Source organism: Methanoregula sp., from assembly GCF_049518935.1.
GTDB lineage: Archaea > Halobacteriota > Methanomicrobia > Methanomicrobiales > Methanospirillaceae > Methanoregula.
On sequence record NZ_JBEKRH010000024.1, the window covers coordinates 1 to 19,962 of the forward strand.

Genomic DNA, 19,962 nt, shown 5'->3' on the forward strand with positions numbered 1-19,962 from the left:
CAACAAAATCCATCTTGCGGACAACCGGGGGTTGTGCCGTAAAAGTGAAAGGACGGGTTCACCAAGCGACAAAACTTCGTTGAACCCGATCCCGCCCGTAGGCATGTGAGTTTTATCTTTCATGGTTATGAAGATTTTCCCGTGCCTTTCGAGCGTAGCGTATCGAAAACGGAGGAAAAATATGAAAATATGCAAACTTGGCATCGTCCTGCTCGCGCTATTGCTGGCAGCGATGGCGATGGTACCGATGGTGAGTGCACAAAATACAGATTTATATAAATCTGAAAAAACTGAAATTCAATTATTAGATAACCCGATTGGAAATGAAATATCAAACTCTCTTGGGAATGAATCAAAACAGATCGACTTTGAGAATCTAAGAAATGTTATCCAAAAGAAATATGATCCTCAATTAAATACGATCATTGAAAAATTGAATTCAATTACCAACCAAAAAATATCAGATTCGCAAAAAAATGAACTTAAAACTGTAATTGTAAGTGAAAAAATTAATCGTATCGCACGTGAAAAATATATGGAGATTCATGGGCTCTCGATAAAAAATATGAAATCCGTTAATGTCACTCCAAGCGAAACGCAGCCCGTTCCATCTAATTCTTTACAAACAATAAACTCGGCTCTTCCACAACCATTAACATTAGTTCAGGTTACTGCAGACATTACCGGTGGGACGGGTAGAGATGGTGCAAATACACCGTATACTGTAAATGGTGGAAATCAATTCTATCGGATAAGTTATAATTATTACCCAGGAGCATATACTTTTTATGTCCTTCAATACAGAGATGAGGATATGCCCGATCCCTCTCTCGATTACGCATATGATCAGTACAGACTTTCAGTCTATGGAACCATAGAAGATACCCAGTCATTTGTAATCTATCCCGATGGTAGGATTGATTTTAGTATTAATTCAATTTGGGATAATGGGCATTCATATGCCACAGCTATCGGCCAGCACGGAAATATTATTCGTCCATGGAACACCGGGACGAGTATTTACATTAGCAATGTATGGAACCATGCGATGGACATCTACGACAGAAATTCAAACATGGCAAAAACTACCTATCATCCTTAATTTTTTTTTGCAATAAAGGAAGATCAAAATGGACGAAAAAAACCCATTCCACAGAATTGAATTATTGAGCAAGTTTTATGTGGAAATAATGATGTTAATCCTTTTCTTTGGAACACTGATGCTTTTTATCTTCAATTGGGAAACACGATTTTTCGGAATTAAACTAGATGGAAATTCAGCAGACATTGTGCTTTTCGTTGAAGTAATAATTCCACTGATAATTTTCGGATTACTGTTTATTCAAAGAAACAAAAAAATTCAGAATTTCTTTGTTTTAATAGCAATCCTCTATGCTGCATTTCTCCTTATCCTGAATGGATGTATTCGATTGCTTCATAACTCTGTTGACTCTTCGGATTGAGCGAATTTTAATCCCATTTCACCAATCATTATCATCTTCATCTGGATACCCTCAATATTGTTCACCATAACAATAATCAGCCAAATTTTCGCAAAGTTAACCATCGCAGAAGGGAAAGATTGAGTTTCTGTTTTGGTTTGATAAACGATTGCTTGAGATTTTAAGTTTAAATTAATCACAAATCGTCCTACCCGGGTCTGCGTGCTGCGGTGGGCCGTCGGGGTTTGCGAGCGAGAGGGGGATTGCAGATTGGGATATGGGAGGGCGTTGCTAACGGCCGGTGATTGAATGAGTTATCTTAAAAAAAATTCTACTCATTTTCGAATAATTATGACATGTGGGAAGTATTGATTGATTCCTTCTCGAATTTCTTTGAAATGTCCCTCACTAAATCGCGGTTCAAATAAAACTATTATAAGATGATCATAATATTTTGAGTATTTCAAACATTTAGTCGTCAAAGTATCCAATGCTCCATTATCCGTTGGACCTTTAAGCTCAATCGCAATATTCTTTATAACCAAATCTGGCCTTGAACTTCCTATTTGAAATTCATATTTTATTTCAGGAAAATCATGGCTTAAATATCCCAATAATTCTTTATGATATCCATCTTCATTTTCCCACTTTCTTATAGGCTTAAAATTTTTTATTGCATCAACAATTTTTGTTATTAATAAATCTTTGATTTTTTCCGCATCATCCTCTTTTTTCCATATTTCCACTTCTTGTAAAGATCCCCAGGATGTCTGATTAAACCTATTCACAAATTTGAATAACCCTAATTTTGTTTGTTGTTCTTCAAAATCTCGGATATTTCTTTCGCGTTCATTTCGTTCATTTTCTTCTATTTCTTTTCGTTTAATTCTAAGATCTCGCTCTTTTTTTTCATATTCAATACGTTCAATTTCTTCTTGCTTTCGTTGCTTCGCTTCAAATTCTACACGTTTTTTATCTTCTATTTTCTTTTGTCGCTCAATTAACCATTGAAAAATGAAATAAATTGATCCAATTAGAATTAAGACAATTAAAATTGGAATCCAATTCGCTAAAATCCACAATATAATATAATAAATTATGCCAATAATTATGACTATTGCTAATATTAGGAGTGATCCTTCATCAGTTTTTTTGGCCATAATTTACCAATTGTGAAAAATTGTAATCTCCATTTTATCATCATTTTATAATTCGATAAACTTTCGCTATTTCTCTTCTCGATTATAGTCTTTCAAAAATACTAGCGTCATAAGATCGAGACGAGTAAATATAAGCACAAAAGAATATTCTCTTTTAATGATTCAGTCAAATCGAACGTGGAGTGTAAATTATTCTAAAGAATCATTACTGGAAGAAATAGATGACGAGATTCAAAAAGAATACCAAATATTGAATAAATTTAGTTCAGAAAAATTCTCAATAATCTTAGTTATATTCGGGTTTTTAACAATATTTGTATCAATTTGGACTTTCATTTCATCATTCATAAACGAAACCCAATTGGTACTTTTCTACCTCATTTCAGCAAATTTGTTAATTTTATTCTGGAGTTATTGGGAAATTATCAAAAACATTCTATTTGCAATTTTAAAAATTCCAATTCGACCAAATATAATTGGGCCTAAAATTTCCATCAATTTTTTATCCATATTCGATGCAAGTGAAAGAGAGCAGTTTAAATTTCTTCTTAAAACTGACTGGGTTTTTGCGAAAAAAGGAGAGCCACACTCATGGGCTTTTTTTATTTTTCTTTCGACACTCATAGGAATAAGTTATGCTAATCTTCAAGGTTGGATCAATATACCTCACTTGAATGATTCAATAATCTTCGGGATTTCAGTCTCAAGTGTATTAATAATTTTTTCAATTATCACAATCTTCGCTAATTATTATCTAAACAGTAAAGGGATTCTTTGGGAAAGTCTATTCGAGGTTTCCAAAATTATTAAAGATCAGGCCATTACAAAATTCAAAAAAATCATATTTGCAATTTTATTTATGATATTAGGCGTATTGCTTCTTATGTGGACATTTTTTTTCTATATTTTCCCAATATTGTTGCTTTCTATTTTTGTACTGCCCAATCTTCCTTTATTGTCTAATAGTTTATTAAATAATTTAGTAATGTTACTTTTTTTTACACTTATTCTGAATTGTTTAGTGGAATTTTTGGCAGTTCCCTATGGAATCAATCTAGTCGAGAATATTAAGAATGAGAAAATTTGGTGGCTAGAAAGGATTAAACTTGACATCAATGCTTTTTTACCAGAAAATGATTCTAATACACAATTGACAGTTTTTTACAAAAAGTTCGACTGCTCTGACATTTATGTTCCAGTTCCAATTCAACGATTTTTCATATTCCAAAAATTTGTATTAATATCAAAATGGATTATGAAACCGGTTATTGATATTGACAAATGCGATGATTCCGATTTCAAAATTTTCAAGGAACGATTCAATTTTCATAAAAATCTAATATATCGAAACGAAGTGCAATAAGAAAAACTATCCTTTCCCCCCATCCCCACCCCCTCACTCTTATAAACCCCGGCGCATAATATCTACCCATCAACGACTGTGCATCGTTGAACAATATGTGCTGCACTCCGGAAAAGCAGTACAGCACATGCGCGGGGGATGCATCCTCCGCCGGAAAATAGTATAGCATAGCATACCATAAGCACGACGGAATAAGGGAGAAATATTTTATGATACTGGTACCAGATACGAGCGTCCTTATTGACGGGCGCATAACCTCGATGATAAAGGCCGGTGAATACAAGGGTGCGACAATAATCGTTCCGGAAGCAGTGATCGCAGAACTCGAGGCCCAGGCGAACAACGGACGCGAAATAGGGTTCGCGGGGCTCAACGAACTCCAGCAGCTCTGCAAGATGGCCGAGGAAAAGACAATAGAACTCAAGTTCTCCGGCATCAGGCCCTCGCTCGAGCAGGTCAAGCTCGCGAGCGGCGGCGAGATCGACGCGATGATCCGCGGGATCGCCATTGAGAACTCTGCACGCTTCATCACGAGCGACAACGTGCAGGCCGAGGTGGCACGGGCAAAGGGGCTCGATGTCATCTACTTAAAACCGCAGGTAACCGATTTTGTCCCGCTTGCCATCGACCAGTTCTTTGACGAGCACACGATTGCCGTGCACTTAAAAGAGCGGATCTCGCCGATGGCAAAGAAGGGCTCCATCAGCGACATGAAGCTCGTGAAGATCCGCGACCAGCCAACAAGCGAGTACGAGCTCCGGATGATGGCGCAGGAGATCCTCGAGCGGGCGAAGCGCGACCCCGACGGCTTCATCGAAGTCGAGAAACGCGGGATCACGGTCGTGCAGATCGGGTCCATGCGGATCGCGATCGCCCGCAGGCCGTTCTCGGACGGCATGGAGATCACGGCAGTCCGCCCGATTGTTGACGTGACCTTAAAGGACTACACCAAGTCCGATATCATCACGAAGAGGATCACAAGCGACAGGCGGGGCATGCTCATCATCGGCGCCCCCGGCGCCGGCAAGACCACCCTCGCCCAGAGCCTCGCGACCTTCCTCTCCGACAGCGGCTACGTGGTCAAGACCATGGAGGCTCCCCGCGAGCTCCAGGTCCCGGACCAGATCACGCAGTACACCATGCTCGACGGCAGCATGGCGAACACCGCCGACATCCTCCTGCTCGTCCGGCCCGACTTCGTCATCTTCGACGAGCTCCGGAAGGCCGAGGACTTCAGTGTCTTTGCCGATATGCGCCTCGCGGGCCTCGGTATGGTCGGCGTCATCCACGCAAACGGCGTGCAGGACGCGGTCCAGCGGTTCAGCGACCGGGTGGACTTCTCGGTCCTCTCGCAGGTAGTCAACACGATCATCTTCTTAAAACAGGGCGTCATCACGAAAGTCTACGACGTAGGGTTCACTATCAAGGTCCCCGAGGGAATGGGCGGCGAGGTGCACCTCCGGCCCGTCACCACGGTCACCGACCATGAGACCGGCGAGCTCGCACTCGACATCTTCCGGTACGACGGCCAGACCATCGTGATGCCGGTCATGGGGATCATAACCCAAGCCCCGGTCGCAGCGCCGCAGGCCCGCTCCGCACAGCCCGTGCAGCACGTTGGCCAGCCGGTAACGGCAGCCCGCGAGCCCATGAGGGCACCGGTCGCCACACCGGAACCCGCCACCTGCCGCAAGGAGAGCGACGACCGGCCCGGGTGGAAGCTCACCGAGAAGGAGATCCAGCGCGAGATCGGGCGCTACACCGAGGGCTTTGTGGACGTCCAGATGCTCAGCGACACGAAAGCCGTGGTCTATATCGACGACAAGGACGTTCCCGCGGCGATCGGCAAGGGCGGCAAGAACGTCTCTGCCATCGTCAACAAGCTCGGCATCGGGATCGACATCAAGCCCCGCTCCGACTTCGACCGGCAGCAGCCCCAGCCAAAGGCTGACGAGGAGTACAACCTTGGCGGCGGGATCAAGATCCTGACTGACAAGAAGCAGCTCACGATCGTTGCCCCCGGCGAGAGCGGCAGGATCGTGGATGTCTTTGCCGGAAAAGAGTACCTTTTCACAGCAACGGTGAACGAGACCGGCGAGATCAACCTCGCGAAGAACTCGAGCATTGCCCAGGAGATGATCAAGCGTCACACGAACAACGAGGTCATCAAGCTGAGGCCGGTATAATCCCCGTGTGGATGGTGCATGCAAGTGAGTCAGTTCGATCTACCAGCATTTGAGGAAGAAGCGCACGAGAAGTGGACCCATGCCTTTGAGTCCAACCCTTCCCGTCTGGAGAAATTCTACATCAATGTAGCATTCCCGTACCCGAGCGGCGCCATGCACGTCGGGCACGGCAGGACTTACATAGTGCCGGATGTCATAGCCCGGTTCTGGCGGATGAAAGGAAAGCAGGTGCTCTTCCCGATGGCATTCCATGTCACGGGGGCCCCCGTGGTCGGCATCTCGAAGAGGATCGCGAACAAGGACCCGAAGACGATCCACCTCTACCGCGACCTGTACAAGGTCCCGCAAAACGTGCTCGACGAGTTTGTCGACCCGCTCACGATCGTCCGGCACTTCGCCGCCGAGTACCAGCGGGTCATGACCGCCTGCGGTCTCTCCATTGACTGGCGCCGCAGGTTCATCACCGTAGACCCGACCTACAGCAAGTTCATCGAGTGGCAGTGGAAGCACCTCTACGAGGCAGGGCACGTGATCAAAGGCGTCCACCCGGTGCGGTACTGCACGGTGGACGACAACCCGGTCGGCGACCATGACCTCCTCGAGGGCGACAAGGCCGAGGTAATAAAATTCACCCTCGTCATGTTCCGGTACGGGGATGCCTTCATCCCGACCGCCACTCTCCGGCCCGAGACTATTCACGGCGTGACGAACCTCTGGGCAAACCCCACCATCACGTACGTCAAAGCGCTTGTGGACGGCAAGGCATGGATAGTCTCTAAAGAGGCAGCCGAGAAGCTTGCCCTCCAGGACCACACGGTCGAGATACAGGACGAGATCAAAGGCAGCGACCTCGTCGATAAGAAGGTCAGCCACCCGCTCTGCGGCGAGATCGCAATCCTGCCGGCAGAGTTCGTGGATCCCGACATGGCAAGCGGCATGGTGATGAGCGTACCCGCCCACGCCCCGTTCGATTACATCGCCCTCCGCGACCTCCAGCAGGCAGGGAAGTACAAGGACATCAAGCCGATCCCGCTCATCAAAGTCGAAGGATATGGCGAGGTCCCGGCCCAGTTCGCAGTCGAGAAGGCCGGCATCGCAAACCAGATGGACAGCCGGATGGACGCCCTCACGCAGGAGATCTACTCCGCGGAGTTCTCGAAAGGCAAGCTCTTCGAGAAGTACGGCGGAAAAACCGTCAGGGTCGCCCGCGACGAGGTCGCTGCCCTCATGACGGATAAGTACGATTCGGCCATCATGTACGAGTTCGATCTCCGCCCCGTGGTCTGCCGCTGTGGCAACAAGGTGATGGTGAAGATCCTCCACGACCAGTGGTTCCTGAAGTACAGCGACCCCGCGTGGAAGCAGCAGGTCTCCGATCACCTCAAGGATATGGCACTCGTGCCCCCCGAGGTAAGGCTCGAGTTCGACCGCACCGTCGACTGGCTCAAGGACTGGGCCTGCACACGGCGTGTCGGCCTTGGCACGAAGTTCCCCTGGGACACCACGCAGCTGATCGAGCCCCTCTCGGACTCGACCGTCTACATGGCGTACTACACGATCGCCCATAAGATCCGGGACATCGACTCAAAACTCCTCACCCCCGAGGTCTTCGACTATGTCTTCCTCGGGAAAAAGTCCCCGGACCTCCCCGAGAAGAAGAAACTCGATGCCATGCGGGAGGAGTTCCTCTACTGGTATCCCTACGACTTCCGGTTCTCGGCAAAGGACCTCATCTCCAACCACCTCACCTTCCAGCTCTTCCACCACGTCACGGTCTTTGAGAACCAGAAGGACAAGCTCCCAAAGGGCATGGTCGTCTTCGGCATGGGCCTCCTGAACGGTGCGAAGATGTCCTCCTCGAAAGGCAACGTCTTCCTCCTCGAGGATGCTGTGCAGGAATTCGGGGCCGACACCGTCAGGATGTTCCTGATGGGCAGTGCCGAGCCCTGGCAGGACTTTGACTGGCGGAACGAACTCGTCCTCTCGACCAAGAAGCAGATCGAGCGGTTCTACAACACGGTCATGGAGTGCAAGGACGCGACCGGCGAGCCGCACGACATCGACCGCTGGCTCGCGAGCCGGCTCCAGTCGCACATCGCAAAGACCACTGAGGCCCTCGACAACTTCCAGACTCGTCAGGCCCTGCAGGAAGCCTACTTCGGGATCGAGAACGACCTGAAGTGGTACCGCAGGCGCCTCCCGAAGGACTGCGACGGCAGCAGGGAACTCCACGAGCTCTGCTCGGTCTGGGTCCGGCTCCTCTCCCCGTTCATCCCGTTCACGGGCGAACACCTCTGGAAGGAACTCGCGGGCGAAGGGCTCGTCTCCTTCGCTCCCTGGCCGAAGATGGATGCCCAGCTCGTCAACGAGAAGGCTGAGCTCGCCGAGGAGCTCCTCGCCCGCACGGTCGAGGACATCGAGTCGATCCGGAAGCTGATATCGCTGACCCCCAAGTCTATCACGATCGCCCTCGCTCCCGAATGGAAGCACCAGATCTTCCGCACGATCGCCGAGTCGACTGACCGGAACGCCGTGATAAAAGAGATCATGAAGGACGAGAACATGCGGAAACGCGGCAAGGACGCAACCGATGCCGCAAAACAGTGCACCACCCTCATCCACCGCCTGCCCCCGTACGTGGTAGACCCGTTGGTCCACAACCCGATCAGCGAGCTTGAGGTCTTCGAGTCGGCACAGGCCTTCCTCGAACAGGAGTTCGGCGTGCCGGTGCACATCGCCGAGGCCGAGTCGAGCGGCCATGTCAAGGCGCTGACCGCCCTGCCGTTCAAGCCGGCGATTATTATTGAATAATCTCCCTTTTTCGGATGCCGGATATATCACGGGAACCTTCGATCACGTACCACGGTTCACTGTCCCGTATACCTGGGCATAGAGGACAGACCGGCACCAGAACGATCTGCCTGCTAGGTCCCTGATCATTATTTCCCCCGCCGACAGGGAGAATATTCCGGCAGGAAACAATGCGTGAACATAAAAAGGAAAATATTATGGTCTGCGCCCGCTATTTTCTGCTATTTACAGTGTGTTCTGGTGAATTCTATGGCAAATTCCTGTATTTCATGTAAACAGCGTGCCGCGGTCCTGGTTGTGCTCCTGACGATCGCAGTGCTGGCCCTCCCTGTCTCCGCTGCTCCTCCGGGTGCAGTCGGGATCAACAGGCAGGCAATCGTGAACGTGACCCTGACAGCAACACTATTGCCAGAGGTAACCGTGCTGCCCACCCAGCAGGAAGTCCGCACGGTGGAAACACTGGTAATTACCCCATCCGTTACCACCGTTCCAACCACGGCCCCGGCTGCTGGCACGATGGGCGGGGCAGCAGCCCCCCTGAACCCGTCAGTGGTAGCCGTAATGACTCCTACTTCTGCTCCTACTCCTGCTGCAGCAGGACTGGCCGGTAATGGTTCCGGGATCGCGACCTCCGCTATCTCCGGCCAGGTGAACAACGCAGGTATTGCCGGTGAGGTGAAACAAAATGCAGGACGGATCACTACACCGGTCGGCCAGGAGATCCCGGGCACGGACCACAGCGTCCCGCTTCCCGGGCAATCAACCGGCAGCGGGCTCCCGGGCGGAATAGATGTCGGCAAGGCGCTCCCCTCGGGTGAAGACCGGGCAACGGGCCTTGGCAGCGGTGTCCTTGGAGGGGGGACGGATTACCTGGGACAGGGAACACCGTTTGACACTAACCCGCTCTCCAACCCGATGGACAGTTTCATGAACCAGTATGGTGCAAACCTCGATCCTCTCGCTGCAGAAGGGCTGGGGAGAACGGGCTTTTCGCCGGCAGACAGCGGTGACTCATCACAAAGCGGGGCATCAACGCAGGATAAAACGGTCGCGCCGGCAAACGATGACTCATCACAAAGCGGGGGATCAACACAGGATAAAACGGTCGCGCTGGCAAACGATGACGGGAGTACCGTGATGCTCTGTGCCGGCGACTATGTTGGAGTGGATAATTCTAAGAAAGACGAGTGCGTGGTCATCGAATTTTCGTCGTCCGGTGGATTCAAGAGTTCCGAGGATGCAAAGATGGCCAATGAATGGCTCCAGAACTGGGTGGACTTCAATGCAAAAAACCCGGTTCCCGCCGGCACTCACGACCAGCAGTACGAAGGTGAGGGCGGATACGTTGGCGGTGGATCAAGTGCCAACGATATAATGGTCGGAGCCGGAGGGAAATCGCTCGGCAAGGGACCGTCGACGGGACAGGAAACCCCGGGTCTCGGGAAGGATACCGGGGGGAACATTCCCGCCTTATACCAGTCGATTGCGTCATATGTGGCAAAAGGTGGGAAACTCCATGGAGTGAAAGGCGGCTTTGATCCCGGCAGTTCCGGGCTTGGCGGCGATATTGGCGGTGCGTCTGAGAACAGTGTGAATAGTCTTAAGAAAGCGCTGAACACCCAGCGGTTTATCATCGATCCGGACACGATGACCGGCGATGAAGTCCCCTGGTGGATGCAGCGGGTTGTCTCCCCGACGACACAGGCAGCGACAACCGCCACGTAACAGACCAACCTGTCCTTTTTTTACGTCTGACGAAGAACTTTGTTCTTCTCATGGATCATCCCTTCAGGCCCGGGTCTGATGACCCTCCCCACAGCGAAGAATCCTGATGGATTCTTCTCGTGGCTCATCCCTTCAGGCCCGGGTCTGATGACCCTCCCCACAGCGAAGAATCCTGATGGATTCTTCTCGTGGCTCATCCCTGCGGGATTCGCCACAGCGAAGACGCTGATGGTTGTTCTTAGAGCACTTCTCCGTTTTCCCGCAAACATGATATGCCGGCACATGATACGTTTCTCAGGATAATACATGCCCACAGGTTCCCGGATTCATCTCTTCGCATCTGCCCTGCTCCTTGCCGCCTGCCTCATCGGCACTGCGGCGGGAATCAGCCTTGGCATCGACTGGAAACAGGCACCGCCCACCACCAGCCCCTTTGCCGGCGTTGCGATCTCCTCGGACGGAAACACCGTCTATGGCGGAGGCAACCAGATGCTCGTCCGGACCTGGGACGGGAGCAGCCACTGGGGCGGCAGGTCCGGCTACGTTGCCGCGATGAGCACGGACGGGAACCACGTGGTCACCTCCCTGGGGCAGGGGATTGTCGTGCTCGATAAGAACGGGGTTGAGTCCTGGTCCCGGAGCATGGGGGCGACCTGCACAGCGGTTGCCATCTCCCCGAACGGATCCTTCGTTGTCTCGGCCGACGAACAGGGAAACATGATCTCCTGGTCATCGAACGGGGAGTTCTGGGGCAGGAATATAACGCCGCAGGTCAAGAGGATCGCCATCGCACCGACCGGCGATCTTGTGGTCGCGACAACGGACAGTGGCCTGCAGTTCTACACGCCGGCCCTCAACCCGGTCTGGACCGATAACCGTTCCGGTAGTCTCGATGATTATATCCTCATCTCATCGGACGGCTCCACCATCATCACTGCAGGCGACACCCGGCTCTCGTCCCACACGAACACCGGCGCCCTCAACTGGCAGGTGAACGTGGCAAAAGCGGCGATCACGGATATTGCCGCAAACGACGACTGCTCGATCATTCTCGTAGCGAGCAAAGACAACAGCGTCCGGGCGGTCGACCGGTACGGTAATGTACACTGGACATTCAACACCGGGCAATGGGCGAATGCGGTCAGTTCCTCCCATGACGGCTCGGTGATTGCAGTCGGCGCCAATGACGGGACCCTCTTCGTGCTCGACCATAGCGGGAACCTGCTGACTACGTGGAATACCGATACTGCCATCCAGCAGCGATCGCTGGCCGTCAGCCCGGATGGCCTGCGGATTGCCGCCGCCGACCAGCATAACCTGTACGGGTTTACGCTGATCGGGCTCACGGCCGCTGACAGCGGTTCGGACACCATCTATGTCGAGGCCCCGCTGAACCCGTTCAGGACAACCGCCACCATGTCATCCGCTGCAACCGTGACGACACCGGTGGAGGTCACCATGCCGGTTGAAGCCCTTCCGACAACAACGGCGGAACCGACCGCCACGACAAAGTCTCCTGCTGCACTCTGGACGATCATTCCCGGCGGGGCCGCTGCGCTCTGGCTGGCGAAGAGACGATAATCTTTTCTTCATCGGTACCCGGGGGAATGCCCGGGTAGTCATCATGCACATCTTTATGATTATACCAAACCAGATTTCCTGTAACCGGCAGAACCGGAGAGATCAGGGAATTTTCCATGAATACCCCTTCCACGGCGCAATGGATCAGGAATCTCCCGTCTTCCACAAAGGAGCTCTTCATCATCCTGTTCCTTGCGATCATCCTCTTCGTACTCTCGAATATCTTCGACCTCCCTGACCTGATCCTTGTATTTGTCACCAGTAACAAATCCTGGCAGCTGGATGACATGATCGTCATCAGCATATTCCTCACGTTCGCACTCGGTATCTACATCTATCGCCGTTCACGGGAGATGCAGACAGAGATCCGCGAGAAAACACTGGCGCAGGAGGCGCTCCTGCAGGCAAATACCAAACTCGGCCTTCTCAACAGCATCACCCGTCACGATATCCTCAACGGCCTTGCCGCCCTCCTCGGATACCTGGAGATCGGCAGCATGAAGACGGAGGACCCGGCAATCCTCTCCGATATCAGCAAGGAGAAAGAGATCGCAGAGCTGATCCAGCGCCAGATTGCCTTCACCAAGGATTACCAGGATATCGGTCTCCATAAACCGGCCTGGCAGGATGTGCGGGACTCTATAGCAAAGGCCCGTATGGGCCAGAAGACCGGACTGGTAACAATAGACATCCGGATACAATCCCTTGAGATATTTGCCGATCTACTACTGGAGAAGGTCTTTTTCAACATTATAGACAATGCCCTGCGGTACGGTGGCCCCAAGATGACCACCATCCGGTTTTCAGCACACCCACTGGGAGAGTCCATGATCATTGTTGTTGAAGACGATGGAGAGGGAATTGCCGGTGAAGACAAGAAGAACCTTTTCCGCCGGGGTTTTGGCAGACACACCGGGTACGGGCTCTTCCTGATTCGCGAGATCCTCTCCATTACCGGTATCAGGATCGATGAAACAGGCGTGCCGGGGACCGGTGCCCGGTTCGAGATCGCGGTCCCCAAAGGATCCTACCGCTTTGTAGATGAACTGGAAAGCGGAACGAAGGGACCTGGTATGTCCTGACAAGTCAGCGGGTAGGCCGGGAGCCGGTTCCGGACCAGTTCCCGACTGTAGTTCCGGTCGCATGAACCCGCAGGATATACGTATTCCCGGCTGCGGAGAATCGCTGAAACACCGGGGTCTCATGAACTTATATCCGTCCCGGTTGATTGGAAATATCATCCATTTGCCGGAGTTGTCACCCTGGCGTCGCGGTGCAGGAACATGAAACGCCGTCCGATCACAATGCCTGCAGGGATCAGCCAGATCCTGTGCATTTTCATCCTCGTTTCAGCCATAGCATTCATCGCGGGATGTTCTGAAATCCGGGGAACGGCAGATAAAACCGGGACATTGGTACCGGTATCCGTAGCATCCGGGCTCACCACAATCCCGTCACCGCTCCCGGACCCTTCGGCGAAGATCGTGAATGTCACTCCTGATACGGATCATCCCGGCGGGAGGATTCCCGCAGATTTCCTCGGCCTCAGTTATGAAGCACCCCAGATGAACAACCGGGCATTCTACCCCAACGCGACATCGTACATAAACCTGCTCAGAAACCTTGGTCCCGGTGTCCTGAGGTTCGGGGGAAATTCCGTTGAGTTTACCTATTTTATAGACAACGGCACGACATCCATCCCGGGAGCAAGGGGGATCATACATCCCTCCGATCTTGACCGGGTGTTCTCCTTTGCCCGCCAGGCCGGGTGGAAGGTGATACTCGGCCTGGACCTGGGTCATTATAATCCCGGCATGGCTGCTGATGAAGCCGCATATGCAGATGCGCACAGCCAGGGCCAGCTTCTCGTTTTTGAGATCGGCAATGAACCGGACCTGTACATGAAAAACGGCCTGCGACCCCCGTCATGGAACTACACGGATTTCCACCGGGAGTTCGATGCCTCCAAGGCAGCAATCCGGGCACGGGATCCCGGTGCTCCCATTTCCGGGCCGGTTACCGCAGGGAACCTGGATTTCTTCAGGAGGTTCGTAAACGACGAGGGCGGTGACATCGTATTCTCGTCAAACCACATGTACCCGTTGATCTTCAGCCCGGATATGACCCCGTCGCAACCCCGGTATGCAACGGTCGGGCACCTCCTGTCAGATGCCACGTATTCCCGTGAAAAGGCAGAGATCGGGCAGTTTTCCGCTGCAGCCGCCGGGGCGGAGGTCCCCCTGCGGTATGCCGAAACCAATACCGCAACAAGCGGCCGGGAGCCGCGAGGATTCCATGACAACGTGAGCGATACCTTTGCTGCGTCCCTGTGGACCGCGGATTACCTTGGCCTGCTCGCCGACAGCGGTATCACCGGGGCAAATTTCCATGGCGGGTTTTCCCGGGGAGGGTATTCCCCTCTCTGGTATGACGGCACAACGTACCGGCCCTCCGCGGAATATTACGGGATGCTGCTCTTCCGCCAGCTGGGCACCGGGAACAGCATCCCCATCTCCCTTGATTCTTCCGCCAATATCAGTGTCCACGGTGTGCGGAATGATGACGGTACCTTAAGGCTGCTCATCATCAACCGGGATGAGCATGCGCCCATCAGCATTGCGATACCGGACCGGGACAGCACAACCGCGTCCGTCATGCGGCTGAGTGCCCCTTCTGCCACCGCAACCGGAAACATTACGGTCGGCGGAGCGGAGGTCTCAACCGACGGGACCTGGCAGCCGAAGGTGATCGAAGAAGCCTTCCCGCAGGATCAGAAAGTCAGGATATTCCTGCCCGCCGCAAGTGCAGCCCTCGTGACGCTCCCGTCGCCCCTGCCGGTGATATTTGCCGGGATGTGAAACACATGGCATTATTTACAAAAAAAGGAAGTGAAATATTCCGGTGCAGCGGAAGGACGATTCTCCCGACTATACAGAACCTGACCTGTTTTTCATATAACCGGATGGGATCATCATGAGGGAAAAACAGAGACGGGGATCGGATGTGCCGGCCGGTATCCTCATTATTCTCCTGCTCCTTCTCGCTCTGTCCGCACCCGTGCTTGCGGACACACCCCAGGATACCACTATCACGTATATTATCTCGCCCCACAACGACGGCACCGCAACATGGAACGTGGAATACCGTATCCTCCAGCCGGCTTCCGGAGACCTTGCATCCTTTGAGGAGAATACCAACACATCGCCAATCCTGTCATCCGATAATATCCGGCAGCTGATGGAGCGATCCGCAAGCGAGGCATCAGACAGTACCGGAAGGGTCATGGAGATCCGGAATTTTTCCCGTACTAGCGTGTTCCAGAGTTCCCCGACAGGCAGTTACGGCGTCATCCGGTATACATTCGTCTGGACAAACTTTTCAATGACCGGTGACGGAATATCCATAGGCGATGCCTTCGCAAGCGGGATGTACCTGCCGGTCGGGGCCTCGCTGATCGTCCAGGTACCCCCGGGGTATGCGATAACTTCCGCTGAACCGGCGGCAGGCATCGTGAACGGCAATCTGGTCTGGTACGGCCCCGATCCGTTCGATACAGGCAAACCTGCTGTCAGGCTCAGTCCAACCGGCACACCGTCAGGCGAACTGCCCCTAGTCGGAATCATTGTACTTCTTCTCGCAGCTGGTGGGACAGGTATCGTTGTGTGGATCCGACGCAGAAGAGTGCCTGCCGAGACATCTGCAGACAACATGCAACCAGAAGCTGCTCTCCCAAAACCTGCAGGAGATCCGGAGCCGACCGGGGACGAACTCAAGATAACCGAAGAACGCATTATCAGCCTGCTGACAGAAAGCGGAGGTGAGCTTTACCAGTCTGAAATCATCGAACGACTCGCCCTCCCGAAATCCACCGTCAGCTCCGCGCTGATCGGTCTTCACCGGAGCGGCCTTGTCCGGAAAGTCCGGAAAGGCCGGGAGAACCTGATCAGGCGTATCCCTGATGACTGATTGTTTTCCCTGCGTTTCTTAAAAGTGATGAGTACTCCCGGAAGGGAACATCATCTGCTACTTTATTCCTGACTCTTTTTCCTGCACCCGTACATGAAAAATGGCATACCATCATATGCGGCACCCCTGCAGGATCCCCCACAAAAACTGTGTCCCCCATGCGCGATAAGGGGAGATGGACGGCATCCGGTAAAATACGCTGCCCGGGACCGATTTCGCGGGAGGGAGAAGGCTGTTGGCTGATTTGAAAACGGACGGTTTTACAGAGCCGGAACCGAATTCCAGACAGTCCCGTACTGTTCGGGAGGATCAGACTTTCAAGTGGTTTAAGAGCACACCCTGCGACCCTCTGAATAAAAACGGAAGTGAACCACAATGAAAGCATCTTTGAAAACGATTGTCTGCCTGGGCATACTCATTGCCCTTGCAATTCCTGCAGTAAGTGCATGGAGTTCCGGACAGTCATGGGATGACAATCCTGAACACATTGCTGCGATGCAGGCGTACGTAGCCTATACCGGTGAAACGTACAAGGCAAAGATGGACGGGGCAAACCAGTACATCAACAGCCTGAACGGGACCACCGGTGCCGGTACCATGCAAGCGGATGAACAGCAGTTCCTTGCAACGGTCGCGTCGGTCCAGACTATGACAACCTCAGCCGCGATTACGCAGGCAAGGGAAACGATGAAAACCCAGATCGCCCAGTACCGTACGGATCTTTCATCTGCCTTTACTGCGGATAACGGGAACCTTGATAACCTGAAATCTGCGGTCAGTGCTTCGGAAACCGCGGACCAGACCACCATCCAGAACCTACTGACAGCATACTGGACGGCGACAGAAAAATCTCACCTTGACGAATTCAGTTATTATGACACCCAGAGGACGGCAACGCTTGCAAATCTCACGGCAAAAGGCGTCGATGTCACACCGGCACAGCTGATTGAAACACAGATCCAGTCCCTGCAGCCCAGCCTCAAGGTTGCGCTCGATTCCCGGAACTGGGCGCAGATCGACGATGTCAACCGTCAGCTCGGGACGCTCGGCAGCCAGTTCTGGACCCAGGTCAGCAATCTCGACTGGCAGGTCAGGGAGAAGAACCGCCTGTCATGGTTCGACAACCGGACCGCCCAGATGAAGAGCGAGATCGCAAACCTGACCGCCGAGCATATGGATGCCTCACAGGCCGAGGGAATTCTTGACCAGTTCCAGGCACAGCGCACTCCGCTCAAGGTCGCCTATGACAACCACGATGAGCAGAACATCGACACGCTCGTCACCCAGCTGAATGCGCTCTCCAAGCAGTTCTACGACCTGACGAACGGCGATGTCTGGTGGCAGACCCACGAGACACAGGCACTGGCCGGATTCGACAACACAACGGCGAGGATGCAGGAGCAGGTTGCAAACCTGACCGCCCAGGGAGCCGATGTTACCCAGGCAAAATCGATCCTCGACCAGATTCTTGCCGAGCGTGCCCCCCTCAAAGCAGCGTACGATACCCATGACAAGACCGGCCTGACCAATGTCGAGACCCAGCTGAAATCCCTGGACAAGCAGTTCAACGACGCCATCCACGCCATAAACGGCTGGGACAGCCAGGAAACCCGCAGTCTTGCGGAATTTGACAAGAATGTCGCATCATGGCAGTCAAAACTGGACGACCTGAAGACCCACGGCGTTGACGTTTCAAAAGGTGAAGGAATTCTCGATCAAATCAAGGCAGAGCGCGGACCCCTGCAGACAGCTTACGTAAACCATGACCAGACTGCGCTTGACAGCATCAACACCCAACTCAAGGGCCTTGAGGATCAGCTCAGGGAGCTCATAAAGGGCTACGAAAACCCGCTGTCCAGGAATGTCACCGCCAGCCCGAAGCCGACCACGCACGCGGGCAACGGGACGCATGAAACTTCAGCAGCCGGCGGGGTGATCTAAGGGAACTCTCCGTTCCCTTATTCATACATAGGAGGAAAAAGATCATGAAAATGACAAAAATCGGTATGGGAATCAGTATCCTTTGTCTGTTCGCAGTATTTATGGCAGCCGGATGCACATCCCAGAACGCGAGTACTTCCCCGACCCCTGCTTCTGTTCCCCAGGTGACCAGTGCACCCGCTGAACAGACACCGGCATCATCCTCCCAGTCATCCTATACGACTGAGGCATCCCAACCTGACAACCAGGGATCCGGGGATTTTAATTATTCTTCCGATGATGCGCCGTCATCCGATCAGAGCCAGGTGACCCTGGCTCCTGATACACCGGTAGTCCCGTCCGGTACGGTCCCGCAGCAGACCCTGACTACGGATCACGAGGATATGGGGGATATCCTCCCCTGATTTTTCGATGAGCATGCATGGTTACCAAACCTCATCTCTGCACTGCGACACCAGCGCCAAAACAGGACGATATCGTTACAGAACTTGTCAATGCTGTTGAGAGCCGGTTCTCGTGCATATGACATGTATTTTTTATAAAAACAGTGCCGGAGGTACCGGGGCGGAGCTTTTAGTCCGCTGTCCTCCCGGCCGGATAAGGTACCGCGGGAAAAAACCGGGGATTATCCTTCAGCCGTACTCTTTGCCCGCTTCACCCGCTCCTTGGTGTTGAACCCGGTGATCGCATCGAGGAACTTCCGGAACCGCTTGTTGGTGTCGATGATCACCGCATCCGCCGCGGTAATGTCCGATTCGGTATCGATGATGACGCTCTTCCCGTCCGCAGCAGGATTGACATCCAGCCGCTTGATCGCACCGAATGCGATACGGTAACCCTTTGCTGTCTTCTCCGGTTCTCTGCCAAAATGGTTTTTCAGCTCTGCCACTGCCCGTGTATTGAGGTCTTTGGTCAGCCCGCGTTTGATGGGATACTCTTGCATAATACTTTTTTAGTAGTGGGTGTATGTTAATCTAATGACGGCAGATACTCCGGAACGATATGATACGATCCTCTCCCGGCTGGATTCGGTCCACGAAGACCTGGCGAAGATCCAGCCGAACAGGGATCTCAATATCTTTTCAAAACCCCTTCCCGCCAATGGTGCAATCCTCATGGGCTTCCCCGGCAGCGGCCTTGTCGGCACCATCGCGCTCCAGTATATGGTAGACCAGCTCGAGTTCGAACTGGTCGGGTCTATGACCTCCCGCTACTTCCCGCCCCTTGCGATGATGAACAAGGGACTGATTAACGATCCCGTCCGCATCTATGCAAAGGACATTGGCGGTATGAATATCGCGGCGGTTGTGGCCGATATCCCCATCGCCCCCCCGATCTGTTACGAGATCTCAAACGCGCTCATTGGCTGGCTCGAACCGTTCAAGCCAAAGGAAGTCCTGACCATTGCGGGAATCGTAACGAACGAGCCCGAGAAACGGGTCTTCGGTGTGGCAACAACCCCCGACGCGCTTGCCCGGATCCAGGACCACACGCTGGTCCTGCCGATTGGGAGCATCTCGGGCATTGCCTCAAGCATCCTCACGGAGTGCAAGTCGAGAAATATCCCCGCATTCGGCCTCCTTGGCGAAACGGTCAATGCCCCGGACCCGAGAGCTTCGGCAGCAACGATCGAGGTGCTCAACAAGATGTACCACCTTGCGCTCGACATCCAGCCGTTGATCGAGCAGGCAGTTGAGATCGAACAGACCATGGGCAAGCTGGCAGAGGAAGTCCAGCAGTCGGCAGACACGAGCCCGAAGAAAGATCTGCCAATGTACGGGTGACCC

The 19,962-nt window shown here is 52.7% G+C and carries 16 protein-coding genes; 13 read left to right on the forward strand and 3 right to left on the reverse strand.

Annotated elements, in window-relative coordinates:
- Positions 1-181: 181 nt before the first annotated feature.
- On the forward strand, positions 182-1,102 hold the full coding sequence (locus ABSE13_RS11410) for a hypothetical protein (protein ID WP_424028641.1): 921 nt from the start codon (positions 182-184) through the stop codon (positions 1,100-1,102).
- 28 nt (positions 1,103-1,130) lie between these two features.
- Positions 1,131-1,463, forward strand: a complete 333-nt coding sequence (locus ABSE13_RS11415; RefSeq protein ID WP_424028642.1) for a hypothetical protein — start codon at positions 1,131-1,133, stop codon at positions 1,461-1,463.
- Positions 1,464-1,777: 314 nt separating this feature from the next.
- Here the strand turns inward: ABSE13_RS11415 and ABSE13_RS11420 are convergent, their stop codons facing one another.
- Positions 1,778-2,602, reverse strand: a complete 825-nt coding sequence (locus tag ABSE13_RS11420) for a hypothetical protein (protein WP_424028643.1) — start codon at positions 2,600-2,602, stop codon at positions 1,778-1,780.
- A 157-nt stretch (positions 2,603-2,759) separates the two neighbouring features.
- On the opposite strand from ABSE13_RS11420, the gene ABSE13_RS11425 reads away from it, so the two are divergent.
- The 4 genes from ABSE13_RS11425 (at position 2,760) to ABSE13_RS11440 (ending at position 10,687) form a co-directional block, all read left to right on the forward strand.
- Positions 2,760-3,965, forward strand: coding sequence for a hypothetical protein (locus ABSE13_RS11425; protein WP_424028644.1), 1,206 nt, complete (start codon positions 2,760-2,762; stop codon positions 3,963-3,965).
- A gap of 209 nt (positions 3,966-4,174) precedes the next feature.
- Positions 4,175-6,151: a PINc/VapC family ATPase gene (locus ABSE13_RS11430; protein ID WP_424028645.1), complete on the forward strand. Its 1,977-nt coding sequence runs from the start codon at positions 4,175-4,177 to the stop codon at positions 6,149-6,151.
- Between the two features lie 24 nt (positions 6,152-6,175).
- Positions 6,176-8,962 carry a leucine--tRNA ligase gene (leuS, locus tag ABSE13_RS11435; RefSeq protein ID WP_424028665.1) on the forward strand — a complete coding sequence of 929 codons (2,787 nt, stop codon included), beginning with the start codon at positions 6,176-6,178 and terminating at the stop codon, positions 8,960-8,962.
- 249 nt (positions 8,963-9,211) lie between these two features.
- Complete coding sequence (locus ABSE13_RS11440; protein WP_424028646.1) at positions 9,212-10,687, forward strand: hypothetical protein; 1,476 nt, start codon at positions 9,212-9,214, stop codon at positions 10,685-10,687.
- 20 nt (positions 10,688-10,707) lie between these two features.
- On the opposite strand, the gene ABSE13_RS11445 is transcribed toward ABSE13_RS11440, so the two are convergent.
- Positions 10,708-10,995 (reverse strand): hypothetical protein, encoded by a 288-nt coding sequence (locus ABSE13_RS11445; RefSeq protein WP_424028647.1) that lies wholly within the window; start codon positions 10,993-10,995, stop codon positions 10,708-10,710.
- Here ABSE13_RS11445 and ABSE13_RS11450 point away from each other — a divergent pair.
- From ABSE13_RS11450 to ABSE13_RS11475, 6 genes are all read left to right on the forward strand, one after another.
- Positions 10,994-12,268 (forward strand): WD40 repeat domain-containing protein, encoded by a 1,275-nt coding sequence (locus ABSE13_RS11450; RefSeq protein WP_424028648.1) that lies wholly within the window; start codon positions 10,994-10,996, stop codon positions 12,266-12,268. The two genes, ABSE13_RS11445 and ABSE13_RS11450, sit on opposite strands and share 2 nt — an antisense overlap.
- A gap of 116 nt (positions 12,269-12,384) precedes the next feature.
- Entirely contained in the window at positions 12,385-13,350 is a 966-nt protein-coding gene (locus tag ABSE13_RS11455; protein WP_424028649.1) for a sensor histidine kinase, read from the forward strand.
- Positions 13,351-13,551: 201 nt separating this feature from the next.
- Positions 13,552-15,126: a glycosyl hydrolase family protein gene (locus tag ABSE13_RS11460; protein WP_424028650.1), complete on the forward strand. Its 1,575-nt coding sequence runs from the start codon at positions 13,552-13,554 to the stop codon at positions 15,124-15,126.
- 115 nt (positions 15,127-15,241) lie between these two features.
- The gene (locus ABSE13_RS11465) at positions 15,242-16,234 is read left to right on the forward strand and encodes a DUF7345 domain-containing protein (protein WP_424028651.1); all 993 of its coding nucleotides are present in this window, start codon (positions 15,242-15,244) and stop codon (positions 16,232-16,234) included.
- A 375-nt stretch (positions 16,235-16,609) separates the two neighbouring features.
- Positions 16,610-18,175, forward strand: a complete 1,566-nt coding sequence (locus ABSE13_RS11470) for a hypothetical protein (protein WP_424028652.1) — start codon at positions 16,610-16,612, stop codon at positions 18,173-18,175.
- Between the two features lie 44 nt (positions 18,176-18,219).
- Positions 18,220-18,579, forward strand: a complete 360-nt coding sequence (locus ABSE13_RS11475) for a hypothetical protein (protein WP_424028653.1) — start codon at positions 18,220-18,222, stop codon at positions 18,577-18,579.
- Between the two features lie 221 nt (positions 18,580-18,800).
- Here ABSE13_RS11475 and ABSE13_RS11480 read toward each other — a convergent pair whose 3' ends face one another.
- Positions 18,801-19,118 (reverse strand): DUF5611 family protein, encoded by a 318-nt coding sequence (locus tag ABSE13_RS11480; RefSeq protein WP_424028654.1) that lies wholly within the window; start codon positions 19,116-19,118, stop codon positions 18,801-18,803.
- A gap of 34 nt (positions 19,119-19,152) precedes the next feature.
- On the opposite strand from ABSE13_RS11480, the gene ABSE13_RS11485 reads away from it, so the two are divergent.
- Positions 19,153-19,959 (forward strand): proteasome assembly chaperone family protein, encoded by an 807-nt coding sequence (locus tag ABSE13_RS11485; protein ID WP_424028655.1) that lies wholly within the window; start codon positions 19,153-19,155, stop codon positions 19,957-19,959.
- The last annotated feature ends 3 nt before the right edge of the window (positions 19,960-19,962 follow it).